We start from the raw sequence: 17,115 nt of genomic DNA, 5'->3' as shown, positions 1-17,115 counted from the left end.
ATTAGAATTATATGCTTGTTGACATAGTATTCGCATCATCCTTTACCTAATCCTTGCCGTCAAGCGCTGTTACATATCGCAAAGCAATCATTTTTCCTTGACAGGTGGAAAGATCGGCACCTAGACTGTCACATTGTGGGGATTTGTGGGTAATAGTGGATCAAATAATATGTTTCGTGGCGCAGCAGCACTCAGTCTAGATGACAAAGGTCGGCTCGCGATACCAGCAAAGTATCGCAAGAGTCTGCTTTTGGATTGTGACGGGCAAATGGTCTGTACCATTGACATTAAGCAACCCTGTTTATTGCTGTATCCATTGCCGCAGTGGCAATTGATTGAACAGAAGCTCACCACCTTATCAAGCATGAACCCCGCAGAGCGTCGTCTCCAGCGTTTGTTACTGGGTCACGCCGAAGATTGCCAAATGGATAAAAACGGTCGCATTTTGATCGCACCAACCCTGCGTCAACATGCGGATTTGAGCAAGAAGATCATGATTATTGGTCAGCTCAATAAGTTTGAACTTTGGTCTGAAGCGGCATGGCAAGAACAAATCGCAGCCGATATGGCAGCGGAGCAAGAAGGCGACTTGGCACACAGTGATCGACTACAAGACTTCTCATTATAATGACAACAGAAGCGCAACAACACGTCTCGGTGTTGTTACAAGAGTCCATCGAGGCTCTTGCGATCAAACCAGACGGAACTTATTTAGATGCAACCTTCGGTAGAGGGGGGCATTCGCGCGCTATTCTGGCCGAATTAAACTCGCAAGGTAAACTTTATGCACTCGATCGTGACCCCACCGCGATTGCTGCCGCCGCTGCCTTGCGTGATGACCCACGGTTTACCATCATCCACACCCCATTCTCACGATTAGATGACGTGCTTGAAACGCAGCAATTGCGCGGCAAGCTCGACGGAATATTATTTGACCTTGGCGTCTCCTCCCCACAATTGGACGACGCTGAACGCGGTTTTAGTTTCATGCGCGAAGGACCACTCGATATGCGCATGGATACGAGTACCGGCATGACTGCGGCGGACTTCTTAAACAGCGCTAGTGCAGACGAAATTGCATTTGTGCTGCGCGAATATGGCGAAGAACGCTTTGCTTGGCGAATTGCCCAAGCGATTGTTAAGCAACGCGAAGAGAAGCCTCTTGCCACTACACGCGAATTGGCCGAATTGATTGCGCAAGCGGTGCCATTCAAAGATAAACACAAGCACCCAGCAACGCGAAGCTTTCAAGGTATTCGCATTCACATTAATGGTGAGCTCGAGGAGATTGAAACAGCATTAACCGCAGCTGTCAGCGGATTGAAACCCGACGGACGGCTTGCTGTGATTAGCTTTCATAGCTTAGAAGATCGCATGGTCAAACGCTTTATGCGTGCTCAGGCACAAGGCCGAGCAATTCCAGCTGGACTACCTATTCGAGACGCCGACTTTGATCGCGGTCAAACGCTGCGCCTCATCGGCAAGGCCATCAAGCCATCGGCGGCGGAAATAAAACTAAATCCAAGAGCACGGAGTTCCGTGCTACGCATTGCCGCGAGGTTAGATTATGAAAGCTAGCCGCGTACCTGCATTAGTAGCTGTTTTGTTTGACGATTTTCGCCAACACCTTGTGTTGGTTTTGCTGTTTTTAATGGTCATCGGCAGTGCCATGGCGGTGATTTACGTTTCGCATAGTCATCGCTTGCTCACCATAGAGCGCGACGAGCTACTCTCGCAGCGCGATGAGATCGATATTGAATGGCGTCATTTACAGATTGAACAGAACACGTTAACTGAACACAACCGAGTTGAACGGATTGCGCAGCAACGCCTCGATATGGTGCGTGCTGAGGCTGAGCAGGAGGTGCTAGTGCCATGGCAGTAACACCAAAACCAAACCGCCGCGCTGTTAAGAAGGCGCAACCACACTTAAGCAAGGGACGATTCTACTTCGCCTTGCTGATTGTGTTTGGTGTGTTTGGAAGTTTGGTGGCACGAGCGGCATACATTCAACTGATTGAACCTGAACGGTTAATTTTTGAGGGTGATCGTCGCTCCCTTCGTGCTGATGCAACGACCGTGCAGCGCGGCAGTATCTTAGATCGCAACGGTCGCGAGCTTGCAGTGAGTGTTCCGGTGCAGACGGTCTGGGCTGACCCGAAACGAGTTCATGAAGGCGATGGCTTAGCAAATCGTGAACGTTGGCTGGCTCTTGCAGAGGTATTTCGTACCGATGTGAATGAGTTGCTTAGCAAAGTGGCTGATCCAACTCGCCGCTTTGTTTATCTCGAACGTAAAGTTACCCCAGGTGTGGCCGATTTCGTTCGTCAGTTAGCTATTCCTGGTGTGTATTTGAAAACCGAATCACGGCGCTTTTATCCGGCGGGTGAAATCGCCGCGCATGTTGTTGGTTTTACGGATATTGATGGTTTAGGCATTGAAGGTTTAGAAGCCATTTACAATCAAGTTCTTACCGGGGTACCCGGTGAGCGAGTTTATCGCAAGGACGCGGCAGGACGGGTTGTTGAAGAAATACGGGTGACCGAAGCGCAACAACCACAACAATTAACGCTGAGTATTGATCAACGCTTGCAATCATTGGCTTATGCCGAAGTCAAAAAGGCCGTGCGCTATCACCAGGCGACTTCTGGCTCTGCAGTGATTCTTGACGTGAAAACCGGCGAGGTACTCGCAATGGTCAACAGCCCGTCCTACAACCCAAACAATCGACATGATTTGCAACCACACAGATTACGCAATCGTGCGATTACCGACGCTTATGAGCCGGGTTCAACGGTGAAACCGCTGGCCGTGATTGCTGGATTGGAGGCTGGCGTGATTCAACCGGACGACGTGATTAACACCAGCCCAGGTTGGATGCGTCTGGGTGGTCGTCGAGTGAGTGACCCAATTAATCGTGGTGAGCAAACTATTACACAAATTTTAGAGAACTCTAGCAACGTTGGCACTGCCAAAATCGCATTAGCTACAGGTATCAACAGTATGTTGGATACTTATGCGGCAGTGGGCTTTGGTAATGACACAGGGGTAGCCATGTTGGGTGAGAGTTTCGGTATTTTACAGAACCGTCAGCGTTGGTCTGATTTTGAAATCGCGACCCTATCGTACGGTTATGGCATGTCAGCAACCACGTTACAGTTGGCACAGATGTACGCCATTATTGCTAATGGTGGCAAACGTGTGCCGTTAACCGTTCAACGCCGCGAAGGCTTGCCCGAAGGCGAACAAGTTATTTCGGAGCGGACGGCGAAGACGGTTCTCGCCATGCTTGAGAGTGTGGTTGCAAATGGTTCTGGTGGACGAGCGAAGGTTCGTGGCTATCGTGTAGCGGGCAAGACCGGTACATCGCGTAAAGCGATAGCTGGAGGCTATGGTGAAGAGTATGTCACCTTGTTTGCCGGTATTGCGCCAGTGAGCGATCCGCGAATAGCAGTGGTGGTGACGGTGAATGAACCAAGTGGCGACGAGTATTATGGCAGCGAGGTTTCGGCACCAGTCTTTGCAGAAATTGTCAGCGACGCGCTACGCGTGATGAATATTCCGCCGGATAATTTAGCTGATGCACAGTTAAAAGCGGCTGGTTTTGGAGGTGCAGATGATTGATCTGATGACCTTATTACCAGATTACCCGTTACAGTTACCGGCCGTGAAAGTTGGCGGACTAAAGCTTGATAGTCGCCAAGTTGCAGCGAATGATGCGTTCGTTGCTGTGCCTGGCTATCAGGTTGATGGTCGACAATTTATTGATGCGGCAATTGAGGCTGGTGCCGCCGTGGTGCTTGCCGATTCGGAAACCGTTGGCATGGAGCTACGGGGGCGTACCTGGGTTGTTGAAGTACCACAGCTGAAGAATGAATTATCCGCTATCGCCGGTCGATTTTTTCATGAACCATCGCAAGCACTCAGCGTGATAGGCGTTACCGGCACCAACGGTAAAACCTCGGTGACTTATATTACAGCGCAATTACTTGAAGCTTTGGGGGTGCCATGTGGCGTGATTGGTACCACGGGTTCGGGTTTCCCGGGTCGATTGTTACCAGAAACGCACACCACCCCTGATGCCATTGCTGTGCAACACCGATTGCATGTGATGCGTAGCGAAGGAGCCCAAGCGGTAGCGATGGAAGTGTCATCGCATGCGTTGGTGCAGCGTCGTGTTGAGGCTGTGCACTTTAAAGTCAGCGTGGCCACCAACATCAGCCGTGATCATCTCGATTATCATGGCACGATGGCGAACTATGCTGGCGCCAAACGTCGGTTATTTACTGAGTTAGATACACAATTCAGCGTGCTGAATGCTGATGATTCGGCGGTAGCCGCTTGGTTGCCCGATCGCACTGACAGCTGGCGCTTCAGTTTAACGCCGCAAAACGCTACTCGCAGTATCTGGGCGGAACAGGTCAAGTATGATCACGACGGCACCCAGTTTAATTTGTATGTGCGTTATGACGCTGAGCGCGTTGAACAAATTTCGGTACAATCGCCGTTATTGGGTGGCTTTAACGTTTACAACTTGCTGGCTGCTATTGCTGCCGTTATCAGTTTAGGTCAAGAACCACAAAAAATTGCTGCGGCATGCGCACAATTACATGCTGTGCCAGGTCGAATGGAAGCGTTCGGAGGTCATCACGGTAAGCCGCTGGTGATTGTCGATTATGCGCATACGCCTGATGCACTACAGCAAGTACTTAGTGCCCTGCGTCGTCATTGCGAAGGCCAACTATGGTGTGTATTCGGTTGCGGTGGTGACAGAGATCGTGGAAAACGTCCGCAAATGGGTGCAGTGGCGGCCGATATGGCCGACCGTGTTGTGGTGACCGATGACAATCCACGTACCGAGCCACCAGAACAAATTGTGCAGGATATTATTGCCGGCATGCCAACACGCCAACGTGTGCAAGTGATTATGGGGCGCGAGAATGCGGTACGCCAAGTGATCGCGCAAGCGAAAGCAAATGACGTGGTGCTATTAGCCGGCAAAGGGCACGAAGATTACCAAGTGATTGGTCAACAGCGCATTGACTATAACGAGCGTGCACTGGTAGCGGAAATCACTGCAACACCAACAGCGGAGGAGCTCTCATGATTCGCATTGACTTAGCATGGATAGCAGCCGCAGTTGAAGGACGATTAGTTGGCGCAAACCGCACGATTGATGCTGTCAGCACCGATACGCGGTCGCTGCCGAAAGATTGCTTATTTATTGCATTAAAGGGCCCCAATTTTGACGCGCACGATTTCGCTGCTCAAGCATTGCAGAGCGGTGCCGCGGCGATTATGGTGGAGCGTGAACTAACCGATGACGTTTGTATGGCGGCACCGCAAATTATCGTCAATGACACCCGTTATGCGTTGGGGTTACTCGGCGCAGCAGTTAAAGCGAAAGTGGCTCCAAAAACCATTGCAATAACCGGTAGTAGCGGCAAAACCACCGTCAAAGAAATGCTAGCGGCTATTTTGCGTCAACGTGGCGAAGTGCTTGCAACCGCCGGTAACTTTAATAACGACATTGGCGTGCCATTAACACTTTTACGAATTGAGCCACAGCACGAGTTTGCGGTTATTGAACTCGGCGCTAATCATTTAGGTGAAATTGCTTACACCACTCGCTTAACCCAGCCTGACGTGGCCATCATCAACAATGTCGCACCAGCGCACGTTGAGGGCTTTGGTGATATTCACGGTGTGTATCGGGCTAAATCGGAGATATTCCGTGGTTTAGGTCCGCATGGCTTAGCACTCACACCGTTTCACTCGCAGTTTGCGCAGGGTTGGAAACAGATGTTAGCGGGCACCAAACACGAAACGTTCGGCCGTGTGGTCGATGCAGCGGATGAGCAACCGACCGTGCGTGCTTCCAACGTGCAAGTTAACCAGCAAGGTTGCGCGGAATTTGATGTCGAATTGACCGGTGAGCAGCCCCAAACAGGACATATCACCCTGAGTCTGCCTGGTTTACACAATGTTGACAACGCACTGGTAGCCATTCGCGCCGCAGTTGCGGTAGGTTGTGCGCTCGCTGATGCGCAGACAGCATTAGCGCAATTAACACCGGTTGCTGGACGCTTGAATGTGATTCGTCTAAATGACCACATTCAATTGATTGATGATACTTACAACGCCAACGTTGGCTCGGTAAAAGCGGCGCTCGACATGCTAGCGGTATACCCAGGCTATCGCATGATGGTTTTGGGAGATATGGGTGAGCTAGGTAGCCAAGCCCGTGAATATCATGAAGAGGTTGGTGCATACGCCATTACGGCGGGCATTGATAACTTGTATACCTTAGGCGTGCTGAGTCAAAGCGCAAGTGAAGTGTTTAATGGTCGCGGCGGACGTCACTTCTCAAATTTGGATAGCGCCGTTGCGGCGATTATCGCGACAGTGAATCAAGTACCAGTGCCGATCACCATTTTAGTCAAAGGCTCGCGCAGTGCTCGTATGGAGCGCGTGGTGCAAGCCTTGCAAGAACGTCAGGAAGAATTAAAACCAATGACTTCAGCAGAAGGAAAACACGCATGTTAGTGTGGTTAGCGGAATACCTCACGCAGTTTGCGAGTGCGTTTAACGTCATCTCGTATCTAACCATGCGCGCAATTTTAAGTGTATTGACCGCATTGTTGATTTCCCTGTGGATGGGGCCAACACTGATCAAATACTTGCAACGCTTGCAAGTAGGGCAAGCGGTTCGCGATGACGGCCCACAAAGTCATTTAAGTAAGGCCGGAACACCAACCATGGGCGGCGTGCTCATTATCGCCTCCATCGTCATCTCTACCTTGTTGTGGGCGGATTTATCGAATCATTATGTGCAGGTCGTGTTGGCTGTGGTATTGGGTTTTGGTGCTGTCGGGTTTGTCGATGACTATCGTAAAGTCGTGCAGAAGAATCCGCGAGGTCTTCCGGCTCGATGGAAGTATTTCTGGCAATCATTAATTGCCACGCTAGCCGCTGTCTATTTGTATGCCCACGCCACCGTTGGCGCAGAAACGCAACTGCTGGTGCCGTTTTTTAAAGATGTCATGCCGCAACTCGGCCTTATGTATATCTTGCTGGCCTATTTCGTCATTGTTGGAACCAGCAACGCCGTTAACCTAACCGATGGTCTTGATGGCTTAGCGATCGTGCCAACCATTATGGTCGCTGGCGCGCTTGGGGTATTCGCTTATGCGTCGGGTAACGCGAACTTCGCCAGCTATTTAAACATTCCATTCTTACCGCTTTCTGGTGAGTTATTGATTGTGTGTACCGCGATTTTTGGTGCTGGTTTAGGCTTCCTTTGGTTTAACACCTACCCAGCACTGGTATTCATGGGTGATGTTGGCTCGTTGACTCTGGGTGCCGCGCTCGGCGTGATTGCTGTCATGGTGCGCCAGGAATTGGTGCTCTTCATTATGGGCGGTGTGTTCGTGATGGAAACCTTGAGCGTCATGCTCCAAGTGGGTTCATACAAATTACGTGGCAAACGTGTGTTTCGGATGGCTCCTATCCACCACCACTACGAATTAAAAGGCTGGCCAGAGCCACGCGTCATTGTGCGCTTTTGGATTTTAAGTTTGGTATTCGTATTGATTGGTTTAGCAACCTTGAAGTTGAGATAAACAATGAAATTAGCAGCATTAGATACATATGAAGCAATCGGTGTGGTCGGTCTCGGCCAAACAGGGTTGTCGTGTGTGCGCTATTTGCTGCAGCGTGATATTGAGCCCGTTGTTTTCGATACGCGTGCCGAGCCTCCGGGGTTGAAAGAGCTCAATGAGCTCAATGCCGAACTCGAAGTTCATACTGGCGCGTTGGAACTCGAACATATTTTGGCAATGGACTTGTTGGTTGTGAGCCCGGGTGTTGACTTACGTACGCCGGCGTTACAACTCGCAATTGATGCCGCCATTCCAGTTGTTGGTGATATGGATTTATTTGCGCGCCATGCCAACAAACCGGTTATTGGCATCACTGGCTCGAATGGAAAATCCACCGTGACTCGCTTGGTCACCGATTTACTGACCGCCGCCGGCAAGAAGGTTGCCATGGGCGGCAATATTGGCGTGCCGGTATTGGATTTGGTTGGGCAACCAGCCGATGTGTTTGTACTTGAGTTATCGAGTTTTCAGCTTGAGCTTATGCACGATCTCCATTTGCGTGCTGGCACCATTTTAAATATCAGCGATGACCACATGGATCGCTACAGTGATTTGCGCGACTACTCGAATGCGAAACATCGCATTTATAACCGAGTTGACGTGGCTGTTTGGAACCGGGAACAGGAAATGACGGCGCCGTCTTTAGTGCCGATGAATGCTCAGCTTACTTTTGGTCTAACCCCAAGTAGCGAGCATGGACCTGACCAATTCGGGTTAATTGAGCACGAAGGTGAGTTCGCGATTAGTTTTGCTGGCAAACCGTTGCTGAAAGCGAGTGAGTTGCAGTTAACCGGCGTACATAATTTACTCAATGTTCAAGCCGCATTGGCATTGGTTTATGCCTATGGTGTCGATCCTTATCAAGTACTTGATGCGGCGCGTCGCTTCAAAGGTTTGCCGCATCGCTGTGAACTCGTGGGTGAATATCAGCAAGTTCAATGGGTGAACGATTCAAAGGCCACCAACATTGGTGCAGCCGAAGCAGCCATTTTTGGCACCCGTCAGTTAGTAAAAGGCAAGCTGATACTCATTGCTGGTGGTGATGGCAAAGGTGCTGATTTTGCTCACTTTCGTGCCGCTCTCAAGCAAGTGGATGTGGTGATTGTGTTGGGTAAAGACGGCGAGCGCATCGCCAACCAGATTGAGCACGCAGTGCGGGTCAAAACACTTGAAGAAGCCGTCGCAACCGCGGCCGAGCTTGCAACGCCGAATAGCATGGTATTGCTGTCACCAGCTTGTGCCAGTTTAGATATGTTTAAAAATTACGAACAGCGGGGCGAACGATTCCGTGCCGCAGTGGAGGCCCATTATGGTCGCAAAAGCGCATAAAGCGCGTACGTCGAATAGCACCGAGCAACAGCTGGAACTTGGTATCCAGCAGTCGCTTGATACTATGAGCGTGCCGCTTTGGCAGCGTTGGCGTGACTGGTGGGTGGCCAACGATAGTGCGTTATTGTATGACCGAGCGCTACTTTGGTTGACCTTAGCGCTAATTGCCATTGGCCTAGTGATGGTGACGTCAGCATCGTTTCCAGTGGCCGAGCGACTGACCGGCAATCCGTTCTACTTCATGATCCGTCACGGCATTTATGTAGGCGTCGGTATCGCATTATTGCTAACAGTTATACAAATACCGGTGCAGTGGTGGGCGAGTGGTAGTAGCAGTCTGCTGCTTATTTCAATGGGCATGTTGATCATGGTGTTGTTTATCGGTCACGAAGTGAACGGGGCGAAACGCTGGATTAAATTAGGACCATTAACATTGCAAGTTGCTGAGGTCGCTAAGCTCTTTTTCGTGATTTATATGTCGAGTTACTTAACCCGCCGCGTGGGAGAGGTTCAAGAAAACTTAAAAGGTTTCTTGAAGCCATTATTGGTATTGTTCTTCTTCGCCGGATTACTGTTACTGCAGCCAGACTTTGGCTCGCTGGTCGTCATGTCGTGTATTGCTGTGGGCATGCTGTTTCTTGCTGGTGCACGGTTATGGCAATTCTTTGGCGTCATGGTCGCCTTTGCTGCAGCGATTGTGCTGTTAATTGTGAAAGAACCGTATCGAATGCGCCGCGTTATTTCCTTTTTAGACCCTTGGGAAGATCCATTCGGTAGTGGGTATCAATTGACGCAATCGTTAATGGCCTTCGGCCGCGGTGATTGGTTCGGGCAAGGGCTAGGCAACAGTATTCAAAAATTGCAGTACCTACCTGAAGCGCACACCGATTTTATTATGGCTGTGGTAGGTGAAGAGCTGGGCTTTTTCGGCATTGTTTTGATTTTGGTACTGTCGTTTGCCTTGGTACTGCGTGTTATGCAACTGGGTCGAAACGCATTACAAGCGGGTCATCAATATGGCGGTTTCGTCGCCTATGGCATCGGTATTTGGTTTGCGTTTCAAGCTATGGTCAATATCGGTGCTGCAGCCGGCATTTTACCGACGAAAGGGCTGACATTACCGCTGATTAGCTATGGTGGTACCAGCTTACTTATCAGCTGCGTTGCCATCGGTATTTTACTACGAGTGGATTACGAGGTACGGGTGAGTCAAATTAAAGTGGCACCGCGCCGTCGTAGCCCAGCGAAAGCCGGAGGTGCCGCATGAATCGTGTGATGATTGCAGCTGCCGGAACTGGTGGTCATGTGTTCCCAGCACTGGCAGTGGCTGAACAACTGCGCGGTTATGGTTGGGAAGTGGTGTGGCTTGGTACCACCGAACAACGCTTAGAAAGTAACGTTGTCCCGGCTGCCGGCTTTAAACTCGAGCAGATAACCATGCAGGGTGTGCGTGGGCACGGCTTGATGCGTAAGTTAGGCACGCCATGGCGACTGTTTAAAGCGTTTCGTCAATGTCGACGATTACTTAAGGTGCATCAGTCACAGTTACTTTTATCATTCGGTGGCTATGTATGTGGACCTGCGGGGCTCGCTGCGCGGTCATTAGGAATTCCGTTGTTAGTGCATGAGCAAAACGCGGTTGCGGGGCTCACTAACAAGGTACTATCACGTATTGCGCAGCACGTGATGGTTGGCTTTGCTGCGGCAAAAGCGCAGTTGCCTGATGCCGAAGTGGTCGGCAACCCGTTACGAGCTGATTGGTTGAAGCCAATAGCGGACAAAGAATTTAGTGATAGTGTGCGCTTACTCATTGTTGGCGGTAGTCTTGGCGCTCAAGCGCTGAATGAAGCAGTTCCCGCTGCCGTTTCCCAGTTAGAAACTGAACTGCAGCAGAAACTTAGCGTCCACCACCAGTGTGGAGTAGGTCGCAGTGCAGAAGTTAAACAGGCCTATGCAGCGGCGCAAGTCGCATCGCTCGAAGTTGAAGATTTTATTCATGACATGCACAGCGCGTACAGCAATGCCGATATCGTGATTTGTCGCGCTGGCGCGTTAACAGTGGCGGAGCTGGCCGTTGTCGGAACACCAGCGATTTTCGTGCCGTTACCACATGCTGTGGATGACCACCAAACCGCGAACGCTAATGAGTTAGTGCGAGCTGGTGCAGCACGGTTACTACCGCAAGCACAGTTAAAAGAAGTGACACCCTTGGTGCAGTTGTTAACTGAATTAGTGCGCGACCGAGAAGGGCGCGAAACAATGCGTAAGAATGCAGCTCAAGCAGCTTATCCAAACGCAACAGAGGCAGTAGTTAGCCAATGTGAGCGTTGGGCAAACCCTGAACAAATAAAAGTAGGCAAATAGCAATGAAGCAAGAGAAGTTAGCCCCATTTACAGTGGTCAGTGTGCCGGAAATGCGCCGCGTGCGTCGCATTCACTTTGTCGGCATTGGCGGCGCGGGTATGGGCGGCATTGCTGAAGTATTGCTAAATCAGGGCTACACCATTGCTGGCTCAGATATAGCTGAGAACGCAAACACCCAACGTTTACGTAATTTTGGTGCCGAAATTTTTATCGGCCATGCGGCCGAGAACATTCAAGGCGCCGATGTAATTGTCGTGTCATCGGCAATTAAAGCAGATAATCCAGAACTTGTGGCAGCCAACGAGCAAATGATTCCACAAGTACGCCGTGCTGAAATGTTGGCGGAGCTCATGCGATTCCGTCATGGCGTAGCAATTGCCGGTACCCATGGCAAAACCACGACCACGAGCTTAATTGCTAGCGTATTCGCTGAAGCGGCGTTAGACCCCACCTTTGTCATTGGTGGTTTGCTAAATAGTGCTGGCACTAATGCCCGCTTAGGTACCAGTAAATATTTGATTGCGGAAGCAGATGAGTCCGATGCATCGTTCTTGCACTTGCAGCCAATGGTTTCTGTCGTTACCAATATTGAAGCGGATCACATGGACACCTATGGCGGCGACTTTAATAAGCTGCTCGATACCTATGTGGATTTCCTTCACAACCTACCGTTTTATGGTTTAGCGGTGATGTGTGTCGATGATCCTGTAGTACGCGATCTATTACCACGTGTTGGCCGTCAAATTATTACTTATGGCTTTAGCGAAGATGCCGAAGTACGTGCAGCAAATTATCAGCAAAACGGCGGGCAAAGTTCATTCACTGTTTATCGTCATGGCTTTGAACCGTTAACTGTCACCGTGAACCTACCCGGTAAGCACAATGCCTTGAATGCGCTGGCTGCTATTGCCGTAGCAACCGACGAAGGTGTTAGCGATGATGCGATTATTGCCGCCTTGGAAAAATTTGGCGGTATTGGTCGTCGTTTTGAGCACCTCGGCGCGTTTGCGAGTGAGCATAACGGTCAATCGGGAGATGTATTGTTAGTTGACGATTACGGTCATCATCCGTCTGAGGTGGCAGTTACGATTGCGGCAGCACGTGCAGGTTGGCCAGATCGACGTATCGTGATGGCGTTTCAGCCACATCGTTACTCACGTACCCGCGACTTATTTGATGATTTCGTAAATGTATTAAGCGAAGTTGATGTGTTGTTACTGTTGGATGTGTATAGTGCCGGCGAAGCGCCAGTGACTGGCGCTGATAGCCGAGCTTTAGCGCGCGCCATTCGCATGCGTGGGCAAATGGAACCGATTTACGTAGGTGATCGTGCGTCGTTGTACAAAGTATTAGCGGATGTTCTGCAACCGAATGATATGTTGCTGGCACAAGGCGCCGGAAACATTGGTGCAATTGCACGCGATTTGGTTGCGACGCAGCTAGCGCCAACACAATTGCGGCATAAAGCGGATGAATTGCAAGGAGAATCCAAGTCATGGTAGCGAAGACTGAGTTTGGCAAAGTCGCTGTATTGTATGGCGGCCATTCAGCGGAGCGTGAGGTGTCGTTGCGCTCGGGCCAGGCCGTTCTCGCTGCATTGCAAGCACAAGGCATTAATGCGCAAGGTTTTGACCCTGCAGAGCAGCCTTTGACTGCCTTGGTTGAGCAACAATTTGACCGTGCCTTTATTGTTCTGCATGGCCGTGGCGGTGAAGATGGCACCATTCAAGGTGCGCTTGAGTATTTGGGCATTCCGTATACCGGTAGTGGCGTGTTAGGGTGCGCGCTAGCGATGGATAAAGTACGCACCAAGCAAGTTTGGCAAGCGGCTGGTTTGCCGGTGGCGCCAAGTGCCGTGATTGCGCGAGGACGTGCGGTCGATTGGCAAGCACTGATCACCGATTTGGGTGGCAAAGTGATGGTGAAACCGGCGCAAGAAGGCAGCAGTATTGGAATGAGCCCAGCTCGCAATGCTGCAGAGCTTGAGCAAGCTGTCGCACTGGCGCACAAATATGACCGCGAGGCTCTGGTTGAAAGCTGGCTCAGCGGTCCTGAGTACACCGTGTCAATTTTAGGTGATCAAGCCTTACCGGCTATTCGGGTGCAGTCAACGCACGAGTTTTATGATTACGATGCAAAGTATCAAGCGGGTGACACCCAGTACCACTGCCCAGCGGGCTTGTGTGAACTTGAAGAGCGAGCGTTAGAACAGCTAGCGGTAACGGCATTTCATGCAGTGGGTGGAAAAGGTTGGGGACGCATTGACGTGATGTGCGATCACAACGGGAATTTTAAGTTACTTGAAGCGAACATGGTGCCGGGTATGACCACCAAGAGTTTGGTGCCGATGGCCGCGAAGGCGGTTGGCATGAGCTTCGAGCAACTGGTGAAGCGCATTCTCGAACTTAGCGAGGTGTAGTGTGGCGGCAGTCCGCTGGCAGTTTTGGCTGGGATTTAGCTTTTTTCTCAGCGTCGTCATCGGAGCCATAGCCGGAGTCGCGTGGTTGTATTACCTCGCCATGGATGCCAATGAAGTACCGTTGAAACGGTTAGTGGTGCAAGGCGAACTGAAGTATCTACAGCGCACACAAGTACGTGATGCGTTGGCCGGAGAAGAACTGGGCAGTTTTTTCTCGGCGGATGTGAATGTCATTCGCGAACGGCTTGAATCGGAGCCATGGATTGCTCAGGCATCGGTTCGTAAGGAATGGCCGGATATTTTAAAGGTGTTTTTGGTTGAGCAGAAACCGCTTGGCCATTGGAACGAAAATAGCCGCCCGAATGCTTTAGTTAGTGCAACGGGCGAAGTGTTTGAAGTCGACAAATCGGTGATTGATGAGTTACTGCCGAAATTGTTTGGCCCAGAACACGCAGTCAAAGAAACTGTAGAGCAGTATCAACAAGTGCATGAACTGCTTGAAATTAACGGCCACCAGGTGGTGGCGCTGACGCTCTCCGAGCGTTTTGCAGTGGATGTTGAGTTGTTATCAGGCATTCGTCTGCGCTTAGGCCGCGAAGGCTTACTAGAACGGGTACAGCGATTTATTGAGGTATTCCCGACCATAGTGCGCCATAAAACGCAGCCAATAGATTATGTTGATTTACGTTATGACACCGGCGTTGCGGTGGCGTGGAAAGAAGACCAAGAGAGAAAATAGCATGTCGAAAGCAGCAGAACGGAACATGGTAGTAGGGCTAGACATCGGCACCAGTAAAGTGGTGGCGCTGATTGGTGAAGTCATGCCCGATGGTGACATCAGCGTTATAGGCGTTGGTGCCGCAGCTGCGCGCGGTATGGACAAAGGCGGCGTGAACGATTTGAATCTTGTCGTGCAATCAATTCAGCGTGCGGTGGAAGAAGCAGAACTAATGGCCGACTGCCGTATTGCCTCAGTCTATCTGAACATTTCCGGTCGTCACATTGCGTGTCAGAACGAATCGGGCATGGTGCCGATTAATGAAGCAGAAGTGACTCAAGACGATGTTGATAGCGTGATCCACGCTGCGAAATCGGTGCCGATTGCGCAAGAACGCCGCATTTTGCATGTGCTGCCACAAGAATTCATTATTGATTCGCAAGAGAGTATCAAAAGCCCTATCGGTATGTCGGGTGTGCGAATGGAGGCCCGTGTCCATATTATTACTTGTGCGAACGACATGGCGAAAAATATCGAAAAGGCGGTGGAGCGTTGCGGATTAAGCGTCGACCGTCTGATTTTCTCGGCATTGGCGTCAAGCTACGCGGTACTGACTGACGACGAGAAAGATTTGGGCGTGGCGCTGGTCGATATGGGCGCAGGTACTATCGATATTAATATTTACACGGGTGGCGTATTGCGTCACACCGCAGTCATTCCAGCGGCAGGTAACCAGGTCACCAGCGACATCGCGAAAATCTTCCGCACGCCATTGAATCATGCCGAAGAAATTAAAACCAAATATGCATGTGCACTGCGCGAATTGGTTGGTAAAGATGACCATATTGAAGTGCCATCCGTGGGTGGACGTCCATCACGTAGCATGGAACGGCATATTTTAGCTGAGGTCGTCGAACCACGTTACCAAGAGCTATTCGAGTTGATTCGTGACCAGATCACGCAAAGCGGTTTAGAAGATCAAATTGCGGCAGGTATAGTGCTCACCGGCGGCTGCGGCCGTATGGAAGGAGCCATTGAGTTTGCCGAAGAAATATTTCAAATGCCAGTGCGCTTAGGCGAGCCACTTGGCATGCACGGCTTGAGCGATTACGTACAAGATCCAACCTATGCGACGGCGGTTGGCTTGTTACGTTATGGCCAACAAGATGTCCAAAATCGTCAAACTGAAGCAAGCTCAACGAACGTTATAGGAATGGGGAAACGTTTATTGAGCTGGTTTAAGGGCGAGTTTTAATAAAAACAACATTTTGGATATGAATTTAGGGGTAGTACAATAAGCAGGTTAAAGGAGAATTAACATGTCAGAAGAAGTGTTTGAAGTACTCAACAACTTTGATACTGACGCGGTGATTAAAGTCATCGGCGTCGGTGGTGGCGGTGGCAACGCCGTGAAACACATGATCAATGAGTCCATTGAGGGCGTGCAATTTATTGTTGCCAACACCGATGCGCAAGCGCTGCGTAATCACGGTGCTCATGTGACCATTCAACTCGGCAGCGACATCACCAAAGGACTCGGTGCTGGCGCCAATCCGGAAGTCGGTCGTCAGGCCGCTGAAGAAGCGCGCGATGAAATTCGCAAGCAGTTGCAGGGCGCCGATATGGTATTTATCGCGGCCGGTATGGGCGGTGGCACCGGTACTGGTGCAGCACCGGTCGTTGCGGAAGTTGCGCGCGAGCTCGGTATCCTAACGGTAGCAGTAGTGACTAAGCCATTTCCGTTCGAAGGTCAGCGCCGCATGGCTGCAGCAAAAGAAGGTATTGAACAGCTTGCTCGCCACGTTGACTCGTTGATTACCATTCCGAACGAAAAACTTTTGAAAGTTTTAGGTAAAGGCACCAGTTTGTTGGATGCATTCGGCAAGGCAAACGACGTATTATTAGGCGCGGTTCAAGGCATCTCCGATTTAATTACCCGTGATGGTTTAATTAACGTCGACTTTGCTGACGTTCGTGCAGTGATGCGCGAAATGGGCACTGCGATGATGGGTACCGGTGTGGCACGTGGTGAAGACCGTGCGCAGGAAGCGGCCGAGATGGCGATCAACAGCCCACTGCTGGAAGATATCGATCTTTCTGGTGCTCGCGGCGTATTGTTGAACATCACCGCTGGTATGGACTTGAGCATGGAAGAGTTCGAGATTGTCGGTAACGTTGTTAAAGGCTTCGTGTCTGAGAACGCAACGGTTATCGTCGGTACCGTTATCGATATGGATATGTCGGAAGAATTACGCGTTACTGTCGTTGCTACCGGAATTGGTGGTGAACGAAAGCCTGATATCTCGCTGGTTAATCGTCGCGAACCAGCGCCAAGCTATGGTAACCGTACTTCAGCTGGTAGCTCAGCCGCTGGTAACAATTACAGCAACACGGCTACGGCACGCCAGTTGGAACCAGAAGTAGATGAAGAGCCTATGGAGGCAGAGCCGGTGGCATCGAAGCCAGCGTCAAAACCTCAGGCAAATCAAGGCAAAGATATGGATTATCTCGACATCCCGGCATTTTTACGCCGTCAAGTCGATTAAGAACGCGGTTTTCTTGCGGTTTTTTAGATAATCCGGTAAACTATTGCGCCTTTTGCTAGTCAAAGGACTGGAAACTTC

The 17,115-nt window shown here is 50.6% G+C and carries 15 protein-coding genes; all 15 read left to right on the top strand.

The window, feature by feature from the left end; all coding sequences use genetic code 11:
• Window positions 1-169: 169 nt before the first annotated feature.
• The 15 genes from mraZ to ftsZ all read left to right on the top strand — a co-directional run bounded on the left by mraZ (window position 170) and on the right by ftsZ (window position 17,037).
• Window positions 170-628 (top strand): division/cell wall cluster transcriptional repressor MraZ, encoded by a 459-nt coding sequence (gene mraZ, locus LG272_RS00230; protein WP_404408860.1) that lies wholly within the window; start codon window positions 170-172, stop codon window positions 626-628.
• Entirely contained in the window at window positions 628-1,578 is a 951-nt protein-coding gene (rsmH, locus tag LG272_RS00225) for a 16S rRNA (cytosine(1402)-N(4))-methyltransferase RsmH (protein ID WP_126759538.1), read from the top strand. The genes mraZ and rsmH overlap by 1 nt, the downstream gene beginning before the upstream one ends.
• Window positions 1,568-1,885, top strand: a complete 318-nt coding sequence (gene ftsL, locus LG272_RS00220; protein ID WP_126759537.1) for a cell division protein FtsL — start codon at window positions 1,568-1,570, stop codon at window positions 1,883-1,885. Before rsmH ends, ftsL begins: the two co-directional genes overlap by 11 nt.
• The gene (locus LG272_RS00215; protein WP_404408857.1) at window positions 1,876-3,624 is read left to right on the top strand and encodes a peptidoglycan D,D-transpeptidase FtsI family protein; all 1,749 of its coding nucleotides are present in this window, start codon (window positions 1,876-1,878) and stop codon (window positions 3,622-3,624) included. The genes ftsL and LG272_RS00215 overlap by 10 nt, the downstream gene beginning before the upstream one ends.
• On the top strand, window positions 3,617-5,107 hold the full coding sequence (gene murE, locus LG272_RS00210; RefSeq protein WP_404408855.1) for a UDP-N-acetylmuramoyl-L-alanyl-D-glutamate--2,6-diaminopimelate ligase: 1,491 nt from the start codon (window positions 3,617-3,619) through the stop codon (window positions 5,105-5,107). Before LG272_RS00215 ends, murE begins: the two co-directional genes overlap by 8 nt.
• A complete protein-coding gene (murF, locus tag LG272_RS00205) occupies window positions 5,104-6,546 on the top strand; it encodes a UDP-N-acetylmuramoyl-tripeptide--D-alanyl-D-alanine ligase (RefSeq protein ID WP_404408853.1) in 1,443 nt (480 codons plus the stop codon). The genes murE and murF overlap by 4 nt, the downstream gene beginning before the upstream one ends.
• A complete protein-coding gene (gene mraY / locus LG272_RS00200) occupies window positions 6,540-7,622 on the top strand; it encodes a phospho-N-acetylmuramoyl-pentapeptide-transferase (RefSeq protein ID WP_126759533.1) in 1,083 nt (360 codons plus the stop codon). Before murF ends, mraY begins: the two co-directional genes overlap by 7 nt.
• Before the next feature lie 3 nt (window positions 7,623-7,625).
• Window positions 7,626-8,990 (top strand): UDP-N-acetylmuramoyl-L-alanine--D-glutamate ligase, encoded by a 1,365-nt coding sequence (murD, locus tag LG272_RS00195; RefSeq protein ID WP_404408850.1) that lies wholly within the window; start codon window positions 7,626-7,628, stop codon window positions 8,988-8,990.
• Window positions 8,971-10,257: a cell division protein FtsW gene (gene ftsW / locus LG272_RS00190; protein WP_404408848.1), complete on the top strand. Its 1,287-nt coding sequence runs from the start codon at window positions 8,971-8,973 to the stop codon at window positions 10,255-10,257. The genes murD and ftsW overlap by 20 nt, the downstream gene beginning before the upstream one ends.
• A complete protein-coding gene (gene murG / locus LG272_RS00185) occupies window positions 10,254-11,354 on the top strand; it encodes an undecaprenyldiphospho-muramoylpentapeptide beta-N-acetylglucosaminyltransferase (RefSeq protein WP_404408846.1) in 1,101 nt (366 codons plus the stop codon). The genes ftsW and murG overlap by 4 nt, the downstream gene beginning before the upstream one ends.
• A gap of 2 nt (window positions 11,355-11,356) precedes the next feature.
• Window positions 11,357-12,856 carry a UDP-N-acetylmuramate--L-alanine ligase gene (murC, locus tag LG272_RS00180; RefSeq protein WP_126759530.1) on the top strand — a complete coding sequence of 500 codons (1,500 nt, stop codon included), beginning with the start codon at window positions 11,357-11,359 and terminating at the stop codon, window positions 12,854-12,856.
• Window positions 12,850-13,773, top strand: coding sequence for a D-alanine--D-alanine ligase (locus tag LG272_RS00175; RefSeq protein ID WP_126759529.1), 924 nt, complete (start codon window positions 12,850-12,852; stop codon window positions 13,771-13,773). Before murC ends, LG272_RS00175 begins: the two co-directional genes overlap by 7 nt.
• A gap of 1 nt (window position 13,774) precedes the next feature.
• The gene (locus tag LG272_RS00170) at window positions 13,775-14,512 is read left to right on the top strand and encodes a cell division protein FtsQ/DivIB (RefSeq protein WP_241967978.1); all 738 of its coding nucleotides are present in this window, start codon (window positions 13,775-13,777) and stop codon (window positions 14,510-14,512) included.
• Window position 14,513: 1 nt separating this feature from the next.
• On the top strand, window positions 14,514-15,746 hold the full coding sequence (ftsA, locus tag LG272_RS00165; RefSeq protein ID WP_092856519.1) for a cell division protein FtsA: 1,233 nt from the start codon (window positions 14,514-14,516) through the stop codon (window positions 15,744-15,746).
• 64 nt (window positions 15,747-15,810) lie between these two features.
• Window positions 15,811-17,037 (top strand): cell division protein FtsZ, encoded by a 1,227-nt coding sequence (ftsZ, locus tag LG272_RS00160; RefSeq protein ID WP_404408842.1) that lies wholly within the window; start codon window positions 15,811-15,813, stop codon window positions 17,035-17,037.
• Window positions 17,038-17,115 lie beyond the last annotated feature (78 nt).

Source organism: Pseudidiomarina marina (genome assembly GCF_044807045.1).
In the GTDB taxonomy this organism is placed as follows: Bacteria; Pseudomonadota; Gammaproteobacteria; order Enterobacterales; family Alteromonadaceae; genus Pseudidiomarina; species Pseudidiomarina marina.
This window is presented reverse-complemented; position numbering and strand designations above follow the sequence as displayed.